Raw genomic sequence first — 15,781 nt, forward strand, 5'->3', positions numbered from 1 at the left:
GCGCATCAAGCTGATCTCGACAGGCGAATGGGGGCTACATGCGCACAGGATACGATCTGGAACTGGTTCATGTGACCAAGCGCTATGGCGAGACCGTCGCCGTACGAGATCTGAACCATGTCTTTGCGCCCGGCAGCTATGTCTGCCTGCTCGGGCCTTCGGGCTGCGGGAAATCCTCGACCCTGCGGATGATCGCGGGCCATGAGGAGGTCAGCGAGGGGTCGATCCTGCTGGACGGTCACGATGTTGCGCCGCTGGCGCCGGCGCAACGCGGCACCGCGATGATGTTCCAGAACTACGCCCTGTTCCCGCATCTGTCGGTGCGCGACAACGTCGCCTTTTCGCTGCGCATGAAAGGTGTCGACAAGAACACCCGCCACAAGCGGGCGGACGAACTGCTGGCGCTGGTCGACATGACCCACCTCGCCGACCGTCTGCCGGCGCAACTGTCCGGAGGGCAACAGCAGCGTGTGGCACTGGCGCGCGCGCTGGTGACGGAACCCAAGGTGCTGTTGCTGGACGAACCGCTGTCGGCGTTGGACCCGTTCCTGCGCATCCGGATGCGGACAGAGCTGAAAAAGCTGCAGCGCGAACTGGGGATCACCTTCATCCACGTCACCCACGGCCAGGACGAGGCGCTGGCCTTGGCCGACGAGATCGTCGTGATGAACGATGCGGTGATCGAGCAGGCGGGCCCCGCGCGCGAGGTCTGGGCAAAGCCGCGCACGGAATTCGTGGCCCGCTTCATCGGTGGCCACAACGTCATCACGTTGCCCCAGGGCAAGGTCACGGTGCGTGCCGACGCGGTGCAACTGGCCGAAGAGGGCATGGCGGCCACGGTCATGGCGATCGAGTACCAGGGCGCCTCCGTCGCCGTGTCCACGACCACGGAAGGCGGCGACGAGGTGCTGGCGCTCTTGCCCGAGGATCAGTTCTTTGCGGCCCCCCGGAACCCCGGCGATGCCGTCCGGCTCAGCTGGGACGAGACGCGGCTGCATCGCCTGACCGCCTGACAGGCGCAGCGCGGCTCGGCGCCGTTTTCGAGAACAGGCAACAATCACCAAGACAAGACGACTGAACAGAGAGGACAAGACAATGGCTAAACCCAAGGTTGGATATACCCGCCGTTCGCTGCTGAAGGCAGGCGGTGCGGCCGTCGCGGCGACGACCCTTCCCGCGCCGATGCTCTGGGCGCAGGACACCAAGGACATCGTGCTGCGCCAGTTCGGCACCGGCGTGTCGAACCTCAACGACGTGGCCAAGAAGGTGAAAGAGGACCTGGGCTTCACGCTGGAAATGACGGCGCTGGATTCCGACAGTGTCACCCAGCGCGCGGCCACCCAGCCCGACAGCTTTGACATCGCCGACATCGAATACTGGATCTGCAAGAAGGTCTGGCCGACCGGTAACCTGCAGGCGATGGATACCTCGAAGATCGCCAACTACGACAAGATCGTGGGCATCTTCCGGTCCGGCAAGCTGACACCCGACAGCGAGATCGCGCAGGGCACCGCGCCGCATACCGTGGGTTTTGTCGACGGCCCCGGCGGCACCAGCTTTGCCGACGAGGAAACCGGCTGGATGACCCTGATCCCCACGATCTACAACGCCGACACGCTGGGTATCCGCCCCGACCTGATCGGGCGCCCGATCGAAACCTGGGCCGAGTTGCTGAATCCCGAGTTCAAGGGCAAGGCCTCGATCCTCGATATTTCCTCCATCGGCATCATGGACATGGCCATGGTCTGCGAGGCGATGGGCGAGATCCAGTACGGCGACAAGGGCAACATGACCCGCGACGAGATCGACAAGACCATGGCGATCTTTACCGAGGCCAAGCAGAACGGCCAGTTCCGCGCCTTCTGGAAGACCTTCGACGAAAGCGTGAACCTGATGGCCTCGGGCGAGGTCGTGATCCAGTCGATGTGGTCGCCCGCCATCACCGCGGTCAAGTCACGTGGCATTCCTTGCGTCTACCAGCCCCTGAAAGAGGGCTATCGCAGCTGGGGCGGCGGTATCGGCCTGTCCTCGTCGCTGTCGGGCATGGAGCTGGACGCGGCCTACGACTACATCAACTGGTATCTCTCCGGCTGGGTCGGCGGATACCTGATGCGCCAGGGCTATTACTCGGCCGTGCCCGAGACCTCCAAGGATTTCATGACCGAAAACGAGTGGGGCTACTGGTTCGAGGGCAAGGAAGCCACCGACGTCATCACTTCGCCCACCGGTGACAAGCTGGCCGAGGCCGGAGAGGTCCGTGACGGCGGCTCCTTCTACGACCGCATGGGCAGCGTGGCCTGCTGGAACGCCGTCATGGACGAGAACCAGTACATGGTCCGCAAATGGAACGAATTCATCGCGGCATGACGCGGTGAATGGCCGGGTCCGTTATCCCCCCGGTCCCATTTAGATCCCCGGGCCGTTCGCGGTCCGGGGATCCTCCTGACCAAATCCCGATCCGGGCAGACCCCTGCGGAGGCCAGATGGCTGCGACCCCTCTCAAGAACCGGCATGTCCTGGGCTGGCTGATGGCCTTGCCGCTGTCCGTCGTGCTGTTGGCCTTCCTGATCGCGCCAATCGTGATGATCGCCATCGTCAGCTTTTGGGGCGCGACGGAATTCTCGATCTACCCGGCGTTCCAGTTCGACAACTATGAATTCCTGTTCGGCTCGCCCGTAACCTACAAGGTCTTCGGCGCGACGCTGAAATACGCGCTGATCACCTGGGCGCTGACCTTGGCCATCGGCTTTACCGTGGCCTATTTCCTGGCCTTCCATGTCCGCAGCCTGACAATGCAGATCGCGCTGTTCCTCGTCTGCACGATCCCCTTCTGGACGTCCAACATCATCCGGATGATATCCTGGATCCCCTTTCTGGGGCGCAATGGCATCGCCAACCAGACGCTGATTTCATGGGGCGTGATCGACGAACCGCTGGAGTGGCTGCTCTATTCCGACTTCTCGGTCATCCTGGCCTTTGTCCATCTCTACACGCTGTTCATGGTGGTGCCGATCTTCAACACCATGATGCGCATCGACAAATCCCTGCTTGAGGCGGCGCGCGACAACGGCGCCAACGGCTTTCAGACGCTGGTGCATGTGATCCTGCCGCTGACCAAGCCGGGCATCATGATCGGGACAATCTTTGTCGTCACACTGGTGATGGGCGATTTCATCACCGTGCGCTTCATGTCCGGGTCGCAGCGCGCCAACGTCGGGCGGCTGATCTCGAACGACATCGCGCTTTTGCAATACCCCTCGGCGGCGGCGACGGCCGTGGTCCTGTTGTGCACCGTCCTGATCGTGATCGCGATCCTGCTGCGCTTCGTCAACATCCGCAAGGAGCTGTGATCCAATGGAAAAACGTCCCCGCAGCTTTTACGTTCTCGCCGCTTTCTTCGGGCTCTTCGTGCTGTTTCTATACGGGCCGATCCTGACCATCGGCATCCTCAGCTTTCAGGGGCCGAAGGGGGGCCTGACCTTCCCGATGAACGGGGTGTCGACCCACTGGTTCCGCGACCTGTTCCAGGAACAGGCGGTGGGCGATATCTGGGGCGCCTTCCGGCGCAGTTTCGGACTGGGCCTGATGGTCATGGTGACGACGGTTGTCGTCTCGGTCATGGCCGGGCTGGCCTTCCGCAAGCGATTCTGGGGCTCGGGCGCGCTGTTCTATGCCGCCATCACCTCGCTTGTGATCCCCTCGATCCTGATTTCGCTGGGTGTCGGGCTGATCTTCAACCAGTTGGGCCTGAAGGTGCACTGGGCGACCAGCGGCTTCGGCTCACAGCTGACATGGACGCTGCCCTTTGGTCTGCTGATCATGTTCGCGGTCTTCAACCGGTTCGACCAGAGTTATGAAGAGGCGGCCCGCGACCAGGGCGCCAGCACCTGGCAGACGATCCGTTTTGTCGTGCTGCCGATCATCGCGCCGTCGCTGATCGGGGTGGCGCTCTTCGGTTTCACGCTCAGCTATGACGAATTCGCGCGCACGCTGTTGACCGCCGGCAGCTACAACACCCTGCCGCTGGAAATCTTCGGCATGACGACAAACGTCACGACGCCGGTGATCTATGCGCTGGGCACGCTGACCACGATATTCTCCTTTGCCATCATCGGACTGTTCCTGCTGACCGTCTGGGTCATGGGCAAGCGCCGCGCGCGGCTGGGATCTGACGCGGGCAAGGGCGTATGAAGATCGCCTACATCAATCCCAACGCCACCGAGGCCATGACGGATGGTATCGTCGAGGCGGCGCGGGTCGCCCTGCCTGGGGCAGAGATATTCGGCATGACCAACAGCGACGGGCCTGCCGCCATCGAGGGCCCCGAGGACGGTGCAGCCGCCGTGCCTGGCCTGCTGGCCCGGCTGGGGCCGGCGCGCGACCAAGGCGCGGATGCCATCGTTATCGCCTGTTTCGACGACACCGGACTGGCAGAGGCGCAGGCACGGGCCGGCTGCCCGGTACTGGGGATCGGGCAAGCCTCCTACGTCATGGCACAGCTGCTGGGGCTTCAGTTTTCCGTGGTCACATCGTTGCCGGTTTCGATCCCCGTGATCGACGAGAATATCGACACTTCGGGCTTTCGCGGGCTCTGTGCCTCCGTGCGTGCCAGCGGCCTGCCGGTCCTCACCATCGAGATGGGCGCGCCCGAGACCGTCGCCCGCATCGCGGACGAGATCGAGGCCGCGCGCGTAGAGGATGGGGCCGCCTGTGCCATCCTTGGCTGCGCGGGCATGGCGCCTTTGGCCATTGAACTGGCAAAAAAGACCACGATCCCGCTGATCGACGGGGTGGCGGCCTCGGCCATGCTGGCGCAGGCGGCGGCGGGATTTCTCGGCAGAGGCGGCTAGCGGTCGAGGGGCCTGTCGGCGGTTCGGCACGGGTGGAATTGTACCCGGAACGTGAGGCGGTTAGGCTGGCGCGGAACAACCGTGGCTGGTGCCGGGACGGGCTTGCCCGTTCCGGCGCCCGACCCAGCCGGAGGCCCCGCAGATGCCCGAAGACCAGACACTCATCATAGGCCTTTTCGCGGTGATCTTCGTGCTGCTCGTCTGGGGGCGCGTGCGCTATGACCTCGTGGCCTTTGGCGCGTTGATCCTGGGGGCCATTCTGGGCTTGGTGCCTTCGGACGAGGTGTTCTCTGGGTTCGGCCACGCGGCGGTGGCCATCATCGCTTTGGTCCTGATCGTCAGTCGCGGACTTTCCTCGTCGGGGGCCGTCGAACTGATCGCCAGCCGGGTGGTCGACCCGGAACGTCCCTTGCCCTTGCATATCGCCATCATCGGCAGCGCGGGCGCGGTGCTCTCTGCTGTCATCAACAACGTGGCCGCGCTGGCCCTCTTGATGCCGCTGGACGTCGAAGCGGCGGAAAAGGCCAAGCGCGCGGCGGGGCAAAGCCTGATGCCGCTGTCCTTTGCCACCATTCTGGGCGGTATGGTGACGCTGATCGGCACACCGCCGAACATCGTCATCTCGGAATATCGGCAGGACGTCATGGGACAGTCCTTTTCGATGTTCGATTTCGCGCCGGTTGGGCTGACCGTGGCGATTGCGGGCATCGTCTTTGTCGCGCTGGTCGGCTGGCGGTTGCTGCCGTCCCGCGCCTCGATCGCCGAACAGGGCCAGGCCTTTCGCAAGGGGCGCTACGTTGCCGAACTCAAGGTCGCCGACTCCGCCGGAGAAAAGGACATCACCGTTCTGTCGCTGTACCCCACGGCCGAGGACACGGACATCAACATCCTGGGCCTGATCCGCCACGGCAAGCGCCGCCCCGGGCTGGCCCGGCGCGAAACCCTGCAGCCCGGCGATTTCCTTGTGGTCGAGGGTGAGCCCAAGTCCATCGAGGCGTTCATGGGCAAGGCATCGCTGGAGTTCGCCGGGTCGGAACAGCACGAGGGTGGGGTGCTTGCACCGGGCCTTGCCCTGCGCGAGGCCATCGTGCCGGACGACGCCCGCATCAACGGCCATACCGCCCGCAGCCTTGGTCTGCTGAACCGGCACGCGGTCACGCTGCTGGGCGTTTCGCGTGAGGGCCGGCGTTTTCAGGACCGCGTCCGCCTGCTGCGGGTCAGGGCCGGGGACGTGCTGTTGTTGCTGGGCACGCCGCGCAATGTCGAAAGCAGCATGGAATGGCTGGGTGTCCTGCCCATCGAGGGCCGTCACACCGAAGTCATCCAGCGGCGCAAGGCTGGCCTGTCGATCGCCGTCTTCGTTGCCGCCGTCGGCATGGCCGTGGCCGGCCTGTTGCCGTTGGCCGTGTCGCTGGCGGCGGCGGTGATCGCCTTTCTGGTGCTGGGACTTGTGACCGGGCGCGAGGTCTACAATTCGATCGAGTGGAAGGTGATCGTGCTGCTGGCCAGCCTCATCCCGCTGGCCGAGGCCTTTGAAAGGACCGGAGGCGCGGAACTGCTGGCCGGGCAGATCCTTGTCCTGACGGCGGACAGTGCCCCCTGGGTCAGCCTCGTGGTGCTGATGCTGGTCACGATGACCATGTCGGATTTCCTCAACAATGTCGCGACGACATTGATCGCCGCTCCCATCGGCCTGTCGATTGCCCGAACGCTGGATGCGAATCCGGACACCTTCCTGATGGCTGTCGCGGTCGCGGCCTCCTGCGCCTTCCTCACGCCCATCGGGCACAAGAACAATACCATCATCCTTGGCCCTGGCGGCTATCGGTTTTCCGACTACTGGCGCATGGGGCTGCCGTTGGAGGCGCTGGTGATCGCCGTGTCGATCCCGGCCCTGTTGCTGTTCTGGCCGATCTGAGGCGACAGGCCCTTTCGGACCTGCCGCGTTCACGCGCCGGCCTGCCGTCCGGGGGCTGCCGGGATTGGCCCGGCCAGCGGCGCGGCGCGCGGGCGATTGGCCCGCTGACCCGCCCACACGGACCCGAGGACAACCACCGCCCCGACTGCCTGCACCGGGGTCAGGGCCTGTCCCAGCCAGGCCCAGCCGAGGATCACAGCGGTCAGGGGACTCATCAGCGACAGCATGGAGATCGCCCCGGGTCCGATCCGGGCGACGCCCCGAAACCAGATGGCATAGGTTGCGGCCGCCCCGATCAGTCCCAGCCAGGTCAGCCCGGCAAGGTTGGTGGCTGTCAGCGGCGGCAGCGGCGGCTCGACGATCAGCGCGAGAGGCAGCAGGATCACTCCGCCGGCCGTCAGTTGCCAGGCGGTAAAGCTGAGAGCGGAAACAGGTGGTTGCCACTTGCGGCTGAGCACCGTGCCTGCCGCCATCGACGCCGCGCCGCCAAGGCCGGCGGCCACGCCGACCGGGTCCAGCCTGGCCTCGGGGCCGATCAGCAGCAGGGCGACGCCCACAACGCCCGCAGCCGAAGCGGCGACCGCCCCGGCCCGGATGGGCGTCCCTAGCCAGCCACGCGCCATCAGGATGACGATCATGGTCTGTACTGCGCCCAGAGTTGCGGCGACCCCGCCGGGCAGACGGTAGGCGGCCACGAAGAGCAGCACCCAGAACACGGAAAAGTTGAAACTGCCCAGCAGAAAGCTGCGGCCCAGCCAGGTGCGCGGCGGCAGGCAGCGGGTGATCGCCAGTAGCAGCAGACCGGCGGGAAGGGCACGCAGCGCGGCCAGCGTGACCGGATAGCCGTCGGGCAGAGCCTCGGTGGTGACGATATAGGTGCTGCCCCAGATCGCCGGGGCAAGCGCGGTCAAAAGAACATCGGATGTGCGTGTCATGTTCGTGCTCCTTGTGGGCGGGCTCACCAGGGGTGGTCCAGGGGATGTGGCGGTCGAAACGGGCAGGGGGGCAGCCCGATATCCCGCAACAGGTGGGGCGGTAGATCGCGTAGCTCTGGCGGCCGGGCCTTGCGGCGGAACAGGTGGAAACGCATGGGGGGCTCCTTTCAGGCCAGGATCTGTTGTGCGGCGCGGATCTGTGCGGCCAGGTCCTCTGTCGGGCCGTTGACTAGGCGGGCGCCGGTTTCGCGGATGATGAGCGCGGGGATCGAACGGACCTGCAGCGCGCGGGCGATCTGGCGGTCCGCCTCGACGGCACTTGCAGTTTCGGGGGCCTCGAGGTGCCGGGCAAAGCCCGCCGCCTCGAAGCCGGCATCACGCGCGACCTGCAGGACCGTTTCGCGATCGGCGATGTTGCGGGCCTGGGACAGGTGCGCGCGTTGCAGATGGTCGAACATGCGCCAATGCCCCTGCTGCCCGTCCAGCCGCTCTGCCGCCTTGCATCCAAGCGCGGCGGTCAGGCCGTGGGGATAGTCGAAAGGGGCGGAGCGCATCGCCTCTATGTCGATCAGTTCGGGCTGGTCGCTGACCTGCCGACAGGCGGCCCAGTGGCCGAGGATGGTGTCGCGCGCCGCCCCGGGCGTGCCCCAGCGGTGGGCCATTTCGGCGCGGCTGTCCTGCAGGACAAAGCTGCGGTGCCGGATCGTCAGGTCGAACTTTTCGGAAATCTCGCGCATCCGCGACGAGATGTTGAAGCACCAGCAGCACACGACATCATGGAAGAAATCGATGGTCAGGGCGGGCATCATGCGGCCTCCCCTTGCCGGTCGGCACTGGTCCGGTCGGCATTGGCCAGGCGGGCGGCGATGCGGGCCACATGCGCCCCCTGGAACCGCGCCCCGGCGAGGTCGGTTTCCGTGGGCGTGCGTGATCCGTCGGCCCCGGCGATGGTGCCTGCACCGTAGGGGGCGCCGCCGACGATCTGGTCGGCTGTGGTCTGCCCGGAAAACGTGTAGGGCATGCCTGCAATCAGCATCCCGAAGTGCTGCAAAGGGATCTGGAACGACAGCAGCGTGGCCTCGTGTCCGCCGTGTTGCGAGCCGGTCGAGGCAAAGACACCGGCCACCTTGCCGACCAGCGCATTGCGGGCCCAGAGGCCGCCCGCCTGGTCGAGGAAGCTCTTCATCTGACCGGCCATCATGCCGAACAGCGTCGGCGTTCCGAACAGGATGGCGTCATAGGATTCGAGGTCGGCGGGCGTGGCCAGGGGCGTGCCATCCTCGACGAACCCGGCCTTGCGGCGGATCTCCTCGGGGACGGTTTCGGGCACGCGGCGCAGATCGACCTGGGTGCCGGGCACGCTGCGGGCACCTTCGGCTTCGGCTTCGGCCAGGGCGCGGACATGGCCATAGCTGGAATAGTAGAGAACAAGAACGCGGGTCATCGGGATCCTCCTTGGGCTTGGTGGTGTGATGCCCGCGAAGATCGGTGAAAGGGCGCGCCGGAATAAGCGGCCCGCGCGCATATCATTCTTTACGCTGGGTGAAGAATGTCAGTCCCGCAGTGCTGAGCGCAGGTGGTCCAGAAAGGCCGTCACCCGCGCATCCATCCCCAGTCGAGAGGCGGTCACCGCAAAGATGTCCGGCGCCGGCAATTCCCAGTCGGGCAGGATGCGCACCAAGTCGCCGCGCGTCTCTGGCGCGACCGAGACGAAATCGGGCAGGGTGCCGATGCCATGACCCGCGATCAGCAGATCTCGCAGGACCAGACTGTTGCCGACCCGCACCGGCGGGTCCAGATCGACGGTCCGGGGGCCGCCCGGGCCGTGCAGTGTCCAGCTGTTCAGGTGATCTGCCAACAAGAAGCCGACAACCCGGTGCCCGACGATCTCTTCGGGCACTTTCGGTGTGCCGGCCTGTTCCAGGTAGGCGGGGGCGGCAAAGATCCTTTGCCGTATCGAGCCCAGCTTGCGCGCCACCAGCGCGGAATCCGGCATGGCGGCCCGGATGCGGATCGAGACGTCGAACCCGCCTTCGACCATGTCGACCACGCGGTCGTCAAGAGACAGGGTCAGCCTGAGATCAGGGTAGTTGTCGAGGAAAACGGGCAGGAAGGGCGCGATGACCGCCTGGCCGAAAGAGGACGAGGCATTGACCCTGAGATGCCCGCGCACCGCCCCGGCGCCATCGCGGATGCGGGTCTCGACCCGTGTCACGGCATCCAGGATGCCGCTTGTTTCATCGTAGTAGAGCCGCCCTGCATCGGTCAGCGACATCGACCGCGTGGTTCGTGTCAGCAGCGTGCTGCCCAGGTTTTCCTCCAGCAGCTTGATCTCGCGGCTGAGCAGCGCGGGCGACACGCCGAGGTCCTCGGCGGCACGGGCAAAGCTGCCGCGTTCGACGATGCGGCGAAAGGCTTGCATGACGGAAAGTTTGTCCATCGCGGTGCGCTCTCGCTGTCAGGCGGCCCGCGTAGGCCTTTTGCCTCAGCCCTGTTTGTCGACCCGCGAGAAACTGCAGTTCACGTTGGCGCCGCTTTCGATGGTCAGGGTGGTGTAGGAAATCTCTCCGGACACCTGCGCGCCCGCGCTCAGCTTGACATCGCCGCCCAGGATCTGGCCCTCGAACTTGCCGGTCACGATGATCGTGTCGGCGCGCAACTCGCCGACGGCAGAGCCGCCGGCCTCGATCGTGATTCCATCCGCCCGGATGCGCCCGTCGGCATGGCCGACCAGTTCGAAGTGACCCGGGATCGTGAGGTCCCCGACCAGCTTGGCCCCTGCTGCCAGGTGAGAGCGTGCTTTGGTGGCGGAGGTGGTCTGTGACATGTTTCAACTTTCAAAGGCTATGATGCATTCGGGCCAAAGCATCGGTGGCCAAGGGCCCCTCACGGGACCATAGTCAGCTTTGCCCGCCCCAGTTAACCAAAAAATGCTGGGTCCAGACCAAAATGAACGGGTGATGATGTGCGGTCGCAGATTCCCGCCACAGGCATCGTGGGCTCAGCGGGCGACGGTCCGGTTTCGTGGGACGGCATGTCAGGGCAGGGCGGGCCTGCTGACCTCCCGCCTCCTCCTGCGTCAGCACGTTGTCCATCGCGGTGGAGGTCAATGCCCGTCTGCCCGGCCCTTATCAAGTCTCAGCGCTTTTCGCGCAGCGCCTCCAGCACGACCTCAAAGGCCGAGGACGCGCGCTGTCGGCTGGGGTAATAGAGGTGGAAGCCCGGGAAGGTGGGGCAGAAGTCATCAAGGCAGGTCTGCAGGTGTCCCGCCTCCAGGTGGGGGCGAGCCAGCCGTTCCGGAACCCGCGCCAGACCATGTCCGTCACAGGCGGCGCGCAGGACGGCGTTGATCGTGTTGAAGGTCACCTGACCCGACACCTTGACCCGGACGTCCTTGCCGTTTTCGTCTTCGAACGCCCAGGCTTGGGGCGCGCCGTGGTTGGACTGTCGGAGGTTGATGCAAGCGTGTTCCGTCAGCGCCCCGGGGTTGTCCGGCTGGCCTCGGTCCTTGAAATACGCTGGTGTGCCGACGCAGATCATGCGTTCGTCCGGGCCGATGCGCACGGCGATCATCCCTTCGCCCACCTGGTCACCATATCGCACGCCCGCGTCACAGCGCGCCTGGACAAGATCGGTATTTTCGTTGTCCGCCACCAGTTCGATGTTCATGGACGGAAATTTCTTCAGCACCGGCGAAAACCTTGGCCAGAGGATCAACGCGATGGCGTATTCCGGTGCGATGATGCGGACAGTGCCCGTGGGTTCGTCCCGGGAATCGTTGAGCGCCTGAAGCCGGCTTTCGATTCGTTCGATGCAGGGGGTGAGCGTGGCCAGCAGGTCCTCGCCTTCCAGCGTCGGAGCCACCGAGCGCGTGGTCCGGGTCAGCAGGCGCAGGCCAAGCCGTTGTTCAAGCGACTTGATCGTATGGCTGAGTGCCGATTGCGACAGGTTCAGCCGCGCGGCGGCGCGGGTGAAACTGCGCTCTTCCGCGACGGCAACAAAGGCGATCAGGTCGTTGATGTTCTCCCGGATCATGAGGGAGGCGGGTTTCTTCGTGTCACGGACCATGGGGTGCCTCTCTTGATATATGCACCCTGCTCATGAACGTGTTGGATTGTCCAGAGAGTTTCGATAATCGGATTAGCCCGCCGGTGGGTCCACGTCTTCGGATAGGGGGGCGCCTCAGTCACGATTTCACGCAGTCAGTTTGATCCGCCGAGGCAGTTCGCTTGGATCGGCTTTGCCTGCCTCTGCTTTCTGGCTGCCTTCGGCTGAGGTCCTTCGGGTACATGCTTTGGTTCGTGGTCAGCGCGGCGGCGGCCAACATGATGCTGTTTCGTCGTAATTCCGAAGAGCCCATCTCATAGGCGTGCTTGACGTGTGCCAGTGACAGTCCTGACCATGGCATCATCGGAACCACGTTCCTGCGGGGCCTCGACAGCCTGCGATCAGGCAGGCAACACGCGATTATTCTTGGGTCAGTTGCCCAGAAGGCGTGAAATACGGGCTGCCGTATCCTCCAATGCGCGCCGAACCTCTGCGGGCACGGTTTGCCGACCCTCGGTGGCGCTGGTGGCATTGATCGCGGCGACGATCTTGCCTGACATGTCGCGCAGGGGCGCCGCGACGGATGTGATACCCGCCTCGAAACTGCCGACCTGGGTGACGGTGTCGCTGTTGCGGTCGGCCCGCCACTGGGCCAGCAGTTCGGTCATGCCGGGCGCGGTGTTGCGAGTCGTGCGCTGCGCGTCCGTGTCGCGGTAAAGCGCGATCAGCGTCTCCTCGTCCAGGTCGGCCAGCAAGACCCGCCCCATCGTGGTATTGGCGGCGGGCAGGCGGCTGCCGACATGGACGATGCTGCCCAGGCCCAGCCGGCTGGGCACCCGAAGCATGTACAGAACCAATGTCCCGTCACGCACGCCCAGGTGGGTGGACCAGTCGGTTTCATCGCGCAGACGTTCGAGTTCGGGCAGGGCGATCTCGACCAGTTCGCGGGTGGCGAGATAGCCAAAACCCAGACGCATCACCGCCGGGCCCAGTGCATAGGTTTTTCGCGCCTCGTCGTGCAGCAGGTAGCCCATCTGCGCCAGCGTGTAGACGGACCGGAAAGCGGCGGACCGGCTTTGCCCGATCTCGCGCGCGATCTCCGACAGGGACATTTCGCGGCGTTCGGGCGTGAATGCGGTCAACACCTGAAGCCCGCGTATGAGACCGGGAACAAGATAGCGATCCTCGGCGGGATCAAGGTTGGTTTGTGGCAAGCGTGTTTTGTCCATGAAACGGCGTATAGGATATGAAACACTGCTTTGCTACCCGTATCGTATCGAATTTGAAGCGCGACACGACAAGAGGAAACACCCGATGAACATCAAGACCGATGCGGTTTCGACCCTGGCCGCCGAGTTGTCCGCCCATACCGGCCGTTTCACCGACAAGCAGTTCGACTGGAATGCCTTCCCGTCCAACGCCGGTTTCCCCGATCTGGCCCGCGCGCAGATGCGCTACATCGGCTCTGGCGGGTCACCCAAGGTTGGCGACACCAGCACGATGAAGCCGGACAATTTCACCCTGTCGCTGATCTACAAGGAACACGGCAAATACGCCGCCTGTCACAGCCACGAGATCGAAGAGAGCTTTCTGATCATCGACGGCGCGCTGATCGTTGGCTGGGAACGTGATGGCGAGGTGGTCGAGGTCAACCTCGGCCCCAAGGACATGATCCTGAACGCGCGCGAGGTCGGCCACGGCTTCCGCGTCGATGGACCCGAGCCGGTGCTGATGTCGATTTCAGTCGACGTGGGCAAACCGCTGCCGCCGAAGTATCACTATCACCCCAAGGAACACGCCCCTGAACTGGCCCGCAGTTTTGGCGCCGAGCCGGGCAAGACCATGCCGTTTGACCCGAATGGCGCGCATGAACTGCAGCAGCTGATGGGCAAGTTCGTCATCCGCCACGCGGAGGCGCCGACGATCTGGGAAGAGGCCGGGTTCACGCGCAAGGTCTACGTGGGCAACGGGGGCATCGCCAATGACACCTGCCGCAAGGAAATGTGGGGCATCCCCAGCCGCACCGGGGTGCAGGCCTTCACCCGCCCGGTCGAGGACGCGATGATGGTGATCGAAGGCTCGTTGACCGTGGGCTGGGAAGAAAACGGCGAAACTGTCGAGGTGGAACTGGGGCCGCGGGACCTCGTCAAGACGCCGGCAGGCCGCAAGCACTGGTTCCGCAACAACTCGGCCGGTCATGCGACCGTCTGGACGGTGATCGGAACCTCGTCGGACGACGGCGTGGCCTACAAGGCGGCCTGAGCCGCCCGTCACTCCCTGTTTGGACTTCGGGGCGCCTTCGGGTGCCCCTTTTTCGTGCGCGGCCCGGTGCACGTCGGCAGGGGCAGGGGCGCGGCAAAAAAGGAGGGACGGTCCAGCGTCCTGCGGCGGCCCTGCACATCCGTGTCCTCGCACGCCATAGGGGCGCCTGGGCCAAGAAAGGGGCCGTCGCTTGCGCCGCATCGCCCCGCATCCGGCTGATCCGGTACTGCTGTCGGGGGGCGGCCTTGCGCCGCCACCTACCGTTTCCCACGCCCATGCCGTCCACAGCCAAATCAGTTGTCGGTGCCAGGTTCACCTCGGCACCGATTCGTTCAAAGGCAGAAGTCCGGTCTCGGATCACGACCTCATGGCCGCGTGACCGCGGTGTGATGGCTGCCGCCTTCTTGCCTACGGTCCCGACCGGAATGGCGATTTTCAAGACATTCAAGAGGCGGCACCTCATCCGTCAAGACGTTCAAAAAATAACAAGATGTTCAAAAAGTAACGGCGTCTGATCTTTGGGCATCTGTAAAAGCTACCTTCTCTGGGTGGTTCGATCCGCGGAAATTCGTTGACAGAACCCATGGTGGCAAGGCAGTCTATATTGAACAGGATGTTTATATGTGAACACATCGCGAAGATACTACGCGAAGACGCAAGCCACGATGGATAGGGGAGACCGGCACATGAGCGGACATGACGCATTCAAGGACAGGCTCACGGAGCGCGCACAGGACACCAGCCGTCCGGCACTGGCCAACCAGTGCCGCGGGCGCGACCTGGAACCGGCGGAAATGGCCCTGGCCGAGGCCCTGATGAAAATCTACGGCACCGGCGAACACGACTTTGCCAAGGTCGCAGCGGCGCTGGCGGAGCAGGGTGTGGCGGCCCCGAAATCGGGTCGTACGGACTGGACCGAGGCGCTGCTGGGCGAAGAGCTGAAGGCGATCAACGCCGATCTGGACGCAGCATACGAGGCCCAGGGCTATGGCGCTTGAGTTCCGTTCCGTCACCAAGCGCTTCCCGACCAATTCCGGCGAGGAACTGACCGCCGTCCAGGACGTGAACTTTCGCGTCGAACAGGGCGAATTCGTTTCGGCGGTCGGCCCCTCGGGGTGTGGCAAGTCCACGATCCTGTCGATGACCGCGGGCCTCTACCAGCCCACAGAGGGCGAGGTGCTGGTCAGCGGCGAGCCGGTCAAGGGCCCTAACACCCATGTCGGTTTCATGCTGCAGAAGGACCTGCTGCTGCCTTGGCGCAACATCATCTCGAACATCGAATTCGGGCTTGAATCGCGCGGCGTCGGCAAGGAACAGCGCCGCGCGCGCGCCATGCAGGAACTCAAGCACTGCCACCTCGAAGGGTTTGACCAGCAGTATCCCTACCAGCTGTCGGGCGGCATGCGGCAGCGCGCGGCGCTGGCCCGGACCCTGGCCATCGACCCCGAGATCATCCTGCTGGACGAGCCGTTTTCGGCGCTGGACGCGCAGACCAAGCTGCTGCTGCAGAATTCCTTTGCCAAGACCATCGCCGAGGCGGGCAAGACCACGCTGCTGATCACCCATGACCTGGCGGAGGCGGTGCTGATGTCGGACCGCATCCTGGTCCTCAGTGAACGTCCCGGCACGGTGATTGCCGACATCAAGGTGGACCTGCCGCACCGCGACGAACCGATCAAGCGGCGCACGCTGCCCGAGGTGGCCGACTATGCCGCGCAGCTCTTCAAACTACTGAAGCTCGAAGAAAAAGCAGCCTGACTGCAGGGAGT

Annotated in this window: 16 protein-coding genes; 9 read left to right on the forward strand and 7 right to left on the reverse strand. The window is 64.6% G+C overall.

From position 1 onward, the window contains the following. Positions 1-38: 38 nt before the first annotated feature. The 6 genes from RBB42_RS18365 to RBB42_RS18390 all read left to right on the forward strand — a co-directional run bounded on the left by RBB42_RS18365 (position 39) and on the right by RBB42_RS18390 (position 6,768). Entirely contained in the window at positions 39-1,013 is a 975-nt protein-coding gene (locus RBB42_RS18365; protein ID WP_305970996.1) for an ABC transporter ATP-binding protein, read from the forward strand. An 82-nt stretch (positions 1,014-1,095) separates the two neighbouring features. Then, positions 1,096-2,367 carry an ABC transporter substrate-binding protein gene (locus tag RBB42_RS18370; RefSeq protein WP_305970995.1) on the forward strand — a complete coding sequence of 424 codons (1,272 nt, stop codon included), beginning with the start codon at positions 1,096-1,098 and terminating at the stop codon, positions 2,365-2,367. A 116-nt stretch (positions 2,368-2,483) separates the two neighbouring features. Then, the gene (locus RBB42_RS18375; RefSeq protein WP_305970994.1) at positions 2,484-3,350 is read left to right on the forward strand and encodes an ABC transporter permease; all 867 of its coding nucleotides are present in this window, start codon (positions 2,484-2,486) and stop codon (positions 3,348-3,350) included. Positions 3,351-3,354: 4 nt separating this feature from the next. Then, the gene (locus RBB42_RS18380) at positions 3,355-4,191 is read left to right on the forward strand and encodes an ABC transporter permease (protein ID WP_305970993.1); all 837 of its coding nucleotides are present in this window, start codon (positions 3,355-3,357) and stop codon (positions 4,189-4,191) included. Next, positions 4,188-4,850 (forward strand): aspartate/glutamate racemase family protein, encoded by a 663-nt coding sequence (locus RBB42_RS18385; protein WP_305970992.1) that lies wholly within the window; start codon positions 4,188-4,190, stop codon positions 4,848-4,850. The genes RBB42_RS18380 and RBB42_RS18385 overlap by 4 nt, the downstream gene beginning before the upstream one ends. Positions 4,851-4,992: 142 nt before the next feature. Continuing rightward, entirely contained in the window at positions 4,993-6,768 is a 1,776-nt protein-coding gene (locus RBB42_RS18390) for an SLC13 family permease (RefSeq protein ID WP_305970991.1), read from the forward strand. 29 nt (positions 6,769-6,797) lie between these two features. Here the strand turns inward: RBB42_RS18390 and RBB42_RS18395 are convergent, their stop codons facing one another. The 7 genes from RBB42_RS18395 to RBB42_RS18425 all read right to left on the reverse strand — a co-directional run bounded on the left by RBB42_RS18395 (position 6,798) and on the right by RBB42_RS18425 (position 12,979). Next, a complete protein-coding gene (locus RBB42_RS18395) occupies positions 6,798-7,703 on the reverse strand; it encodes an EamA family transporter (protein ID WP_305970990.1) in 906 nt (301 codons plus the stop codon). A gap of 167 nt (positions 7,704-7,870) precedes the next feature. Beyond that, positions 7,871-8,512 carry a DsbA family oxidoreductase gene (locus RBB42_RS18400; RefSeq protein WP_305970989.1) on the reverse strand — a complete coding sequence of 214 codons (642 nt, stop codon included), beginning with the start codon at positions 8,510-8,512 and terminating at the stop codon, positions 7,871-7,873. Next, positions 8,509-9,147, reverse strand: a complete 639-nt coding sequence (gene wrbA / locus RBB42_RS18405) for an NAD(P)H:quinone oxidoreductase (RefSeq protein WP_305970988.1) — start codon at positions 9,145-9,147, stop codon at positions 8,509-8,511. The genes RBB42_RS18400 and wrbA overlap by 4 nt, the downstream gene beginning before the upstream one ends. Positions 9,148-9,255: 108 nt before the next feature. Beyond that, the gene (locus RBB42_RS18410) at positions 9,256-10,143 is read right to left on the reverse strand and encodes a LysR family transcriptional regulator (RefSeq protein WP_305970987.1); all 888 of its coding nucleotides are present in this window, start codon (positions 10,141-10,143) and stop codon (positions 9,256-9,258) included. A 45-nt stretch (positions 10,144-10,188) separates the two neighbouring features. After that, positions 10,189-10,530, reverse strand: a complete 342-nt coding sequence (locus tag RBB42_RS18415) for a bactofilin family protein (protein ID WP_305970986.1) — start codon at positions 10,528-10,530, stop codon at positions 10,189-10,191. Between the two features lie 311 nt (positions 10,531-10,841). Then, positions 10,842-11,771: a LysR family transcriptional regulator gene (locus RBB42_RS18420; RefSeq protein WP_305970985.1), complete on the reverse strand. Its 930-nt coding sequence runs from the start codon at positions 11,769-11,771 to the stop codon at positions 10,842-10,844. Positions 11,772-12,181: 410 nt separating this feature from the next. Continuing rightward, positions 12,182-12,979: an IclR family transcriptional regulator gene (locus RBB42_RS18425; RefSeq protein ID WP_305970984.1), complete on the reverse strand. Its 798-nt coding sequence runs from the start codon at positions 12,977-12,979 to the stop codon at positions 12,182-12,184. Positions 12,980-13,064: 85 nt separating this feature from the next. Between RBB42_RS18425 and RBB42_RS18430 the strand changes: the two genes are divergently transcribed. From RBB42_RS18430 to RBB42_RS18440, 3 genes are all read left to right on the forward strand, one after another. Further along, positions 13,065-14,012: a cupin domain-containing protein gene (locus RBB42_RS18430; protein ID WP_305970983.1), complete on the forward strand. Its 948-nt coding sequence runs from the start codon at positions 13,065-13,067 to the stop codon at positions 14,010-14,012. Positions 14,013-14,698: 686 nt separating this feature from the next. Next, on the forward strand, positions 14,699-15,010 hold the full coding sequence (locus tag RBB42_RS18435) for a recombinase-like helix-turn-helix domain-containing protein (protein WP_305970982.1): 312 nt from the start codon (positions 14,699-14,701) through the stop codon (positions 15,008-15,010). Beyond that, complete coding sequence (locus RBB42_RS18440) at positions 15,000-15,770, forward strand: ABC transporter ATP-binding protein (RefSeq protein WP_305970981.1); 771 nt, start codon at positions 15,000-15,002, stop codon at positions 15,768-15,770. The genes RBB42_RS18435 and RBB42_RS18440 overlap by 11 nt, the downstream gene beginning before the upstream one ends. The last annotated feature ends 11 nt before the right edge of the window (positions 15,771-15,781 follow it).

Source organism: Mameliella sp. MMSF_3455 (assembly GCF_030733205.1).
Taxonomy (GTDB): Bacteria; Pseudomonadota; Alphaproteobacteria; order Rhodobacterales; family Rhodobacteraceae; genus Antarctobacter.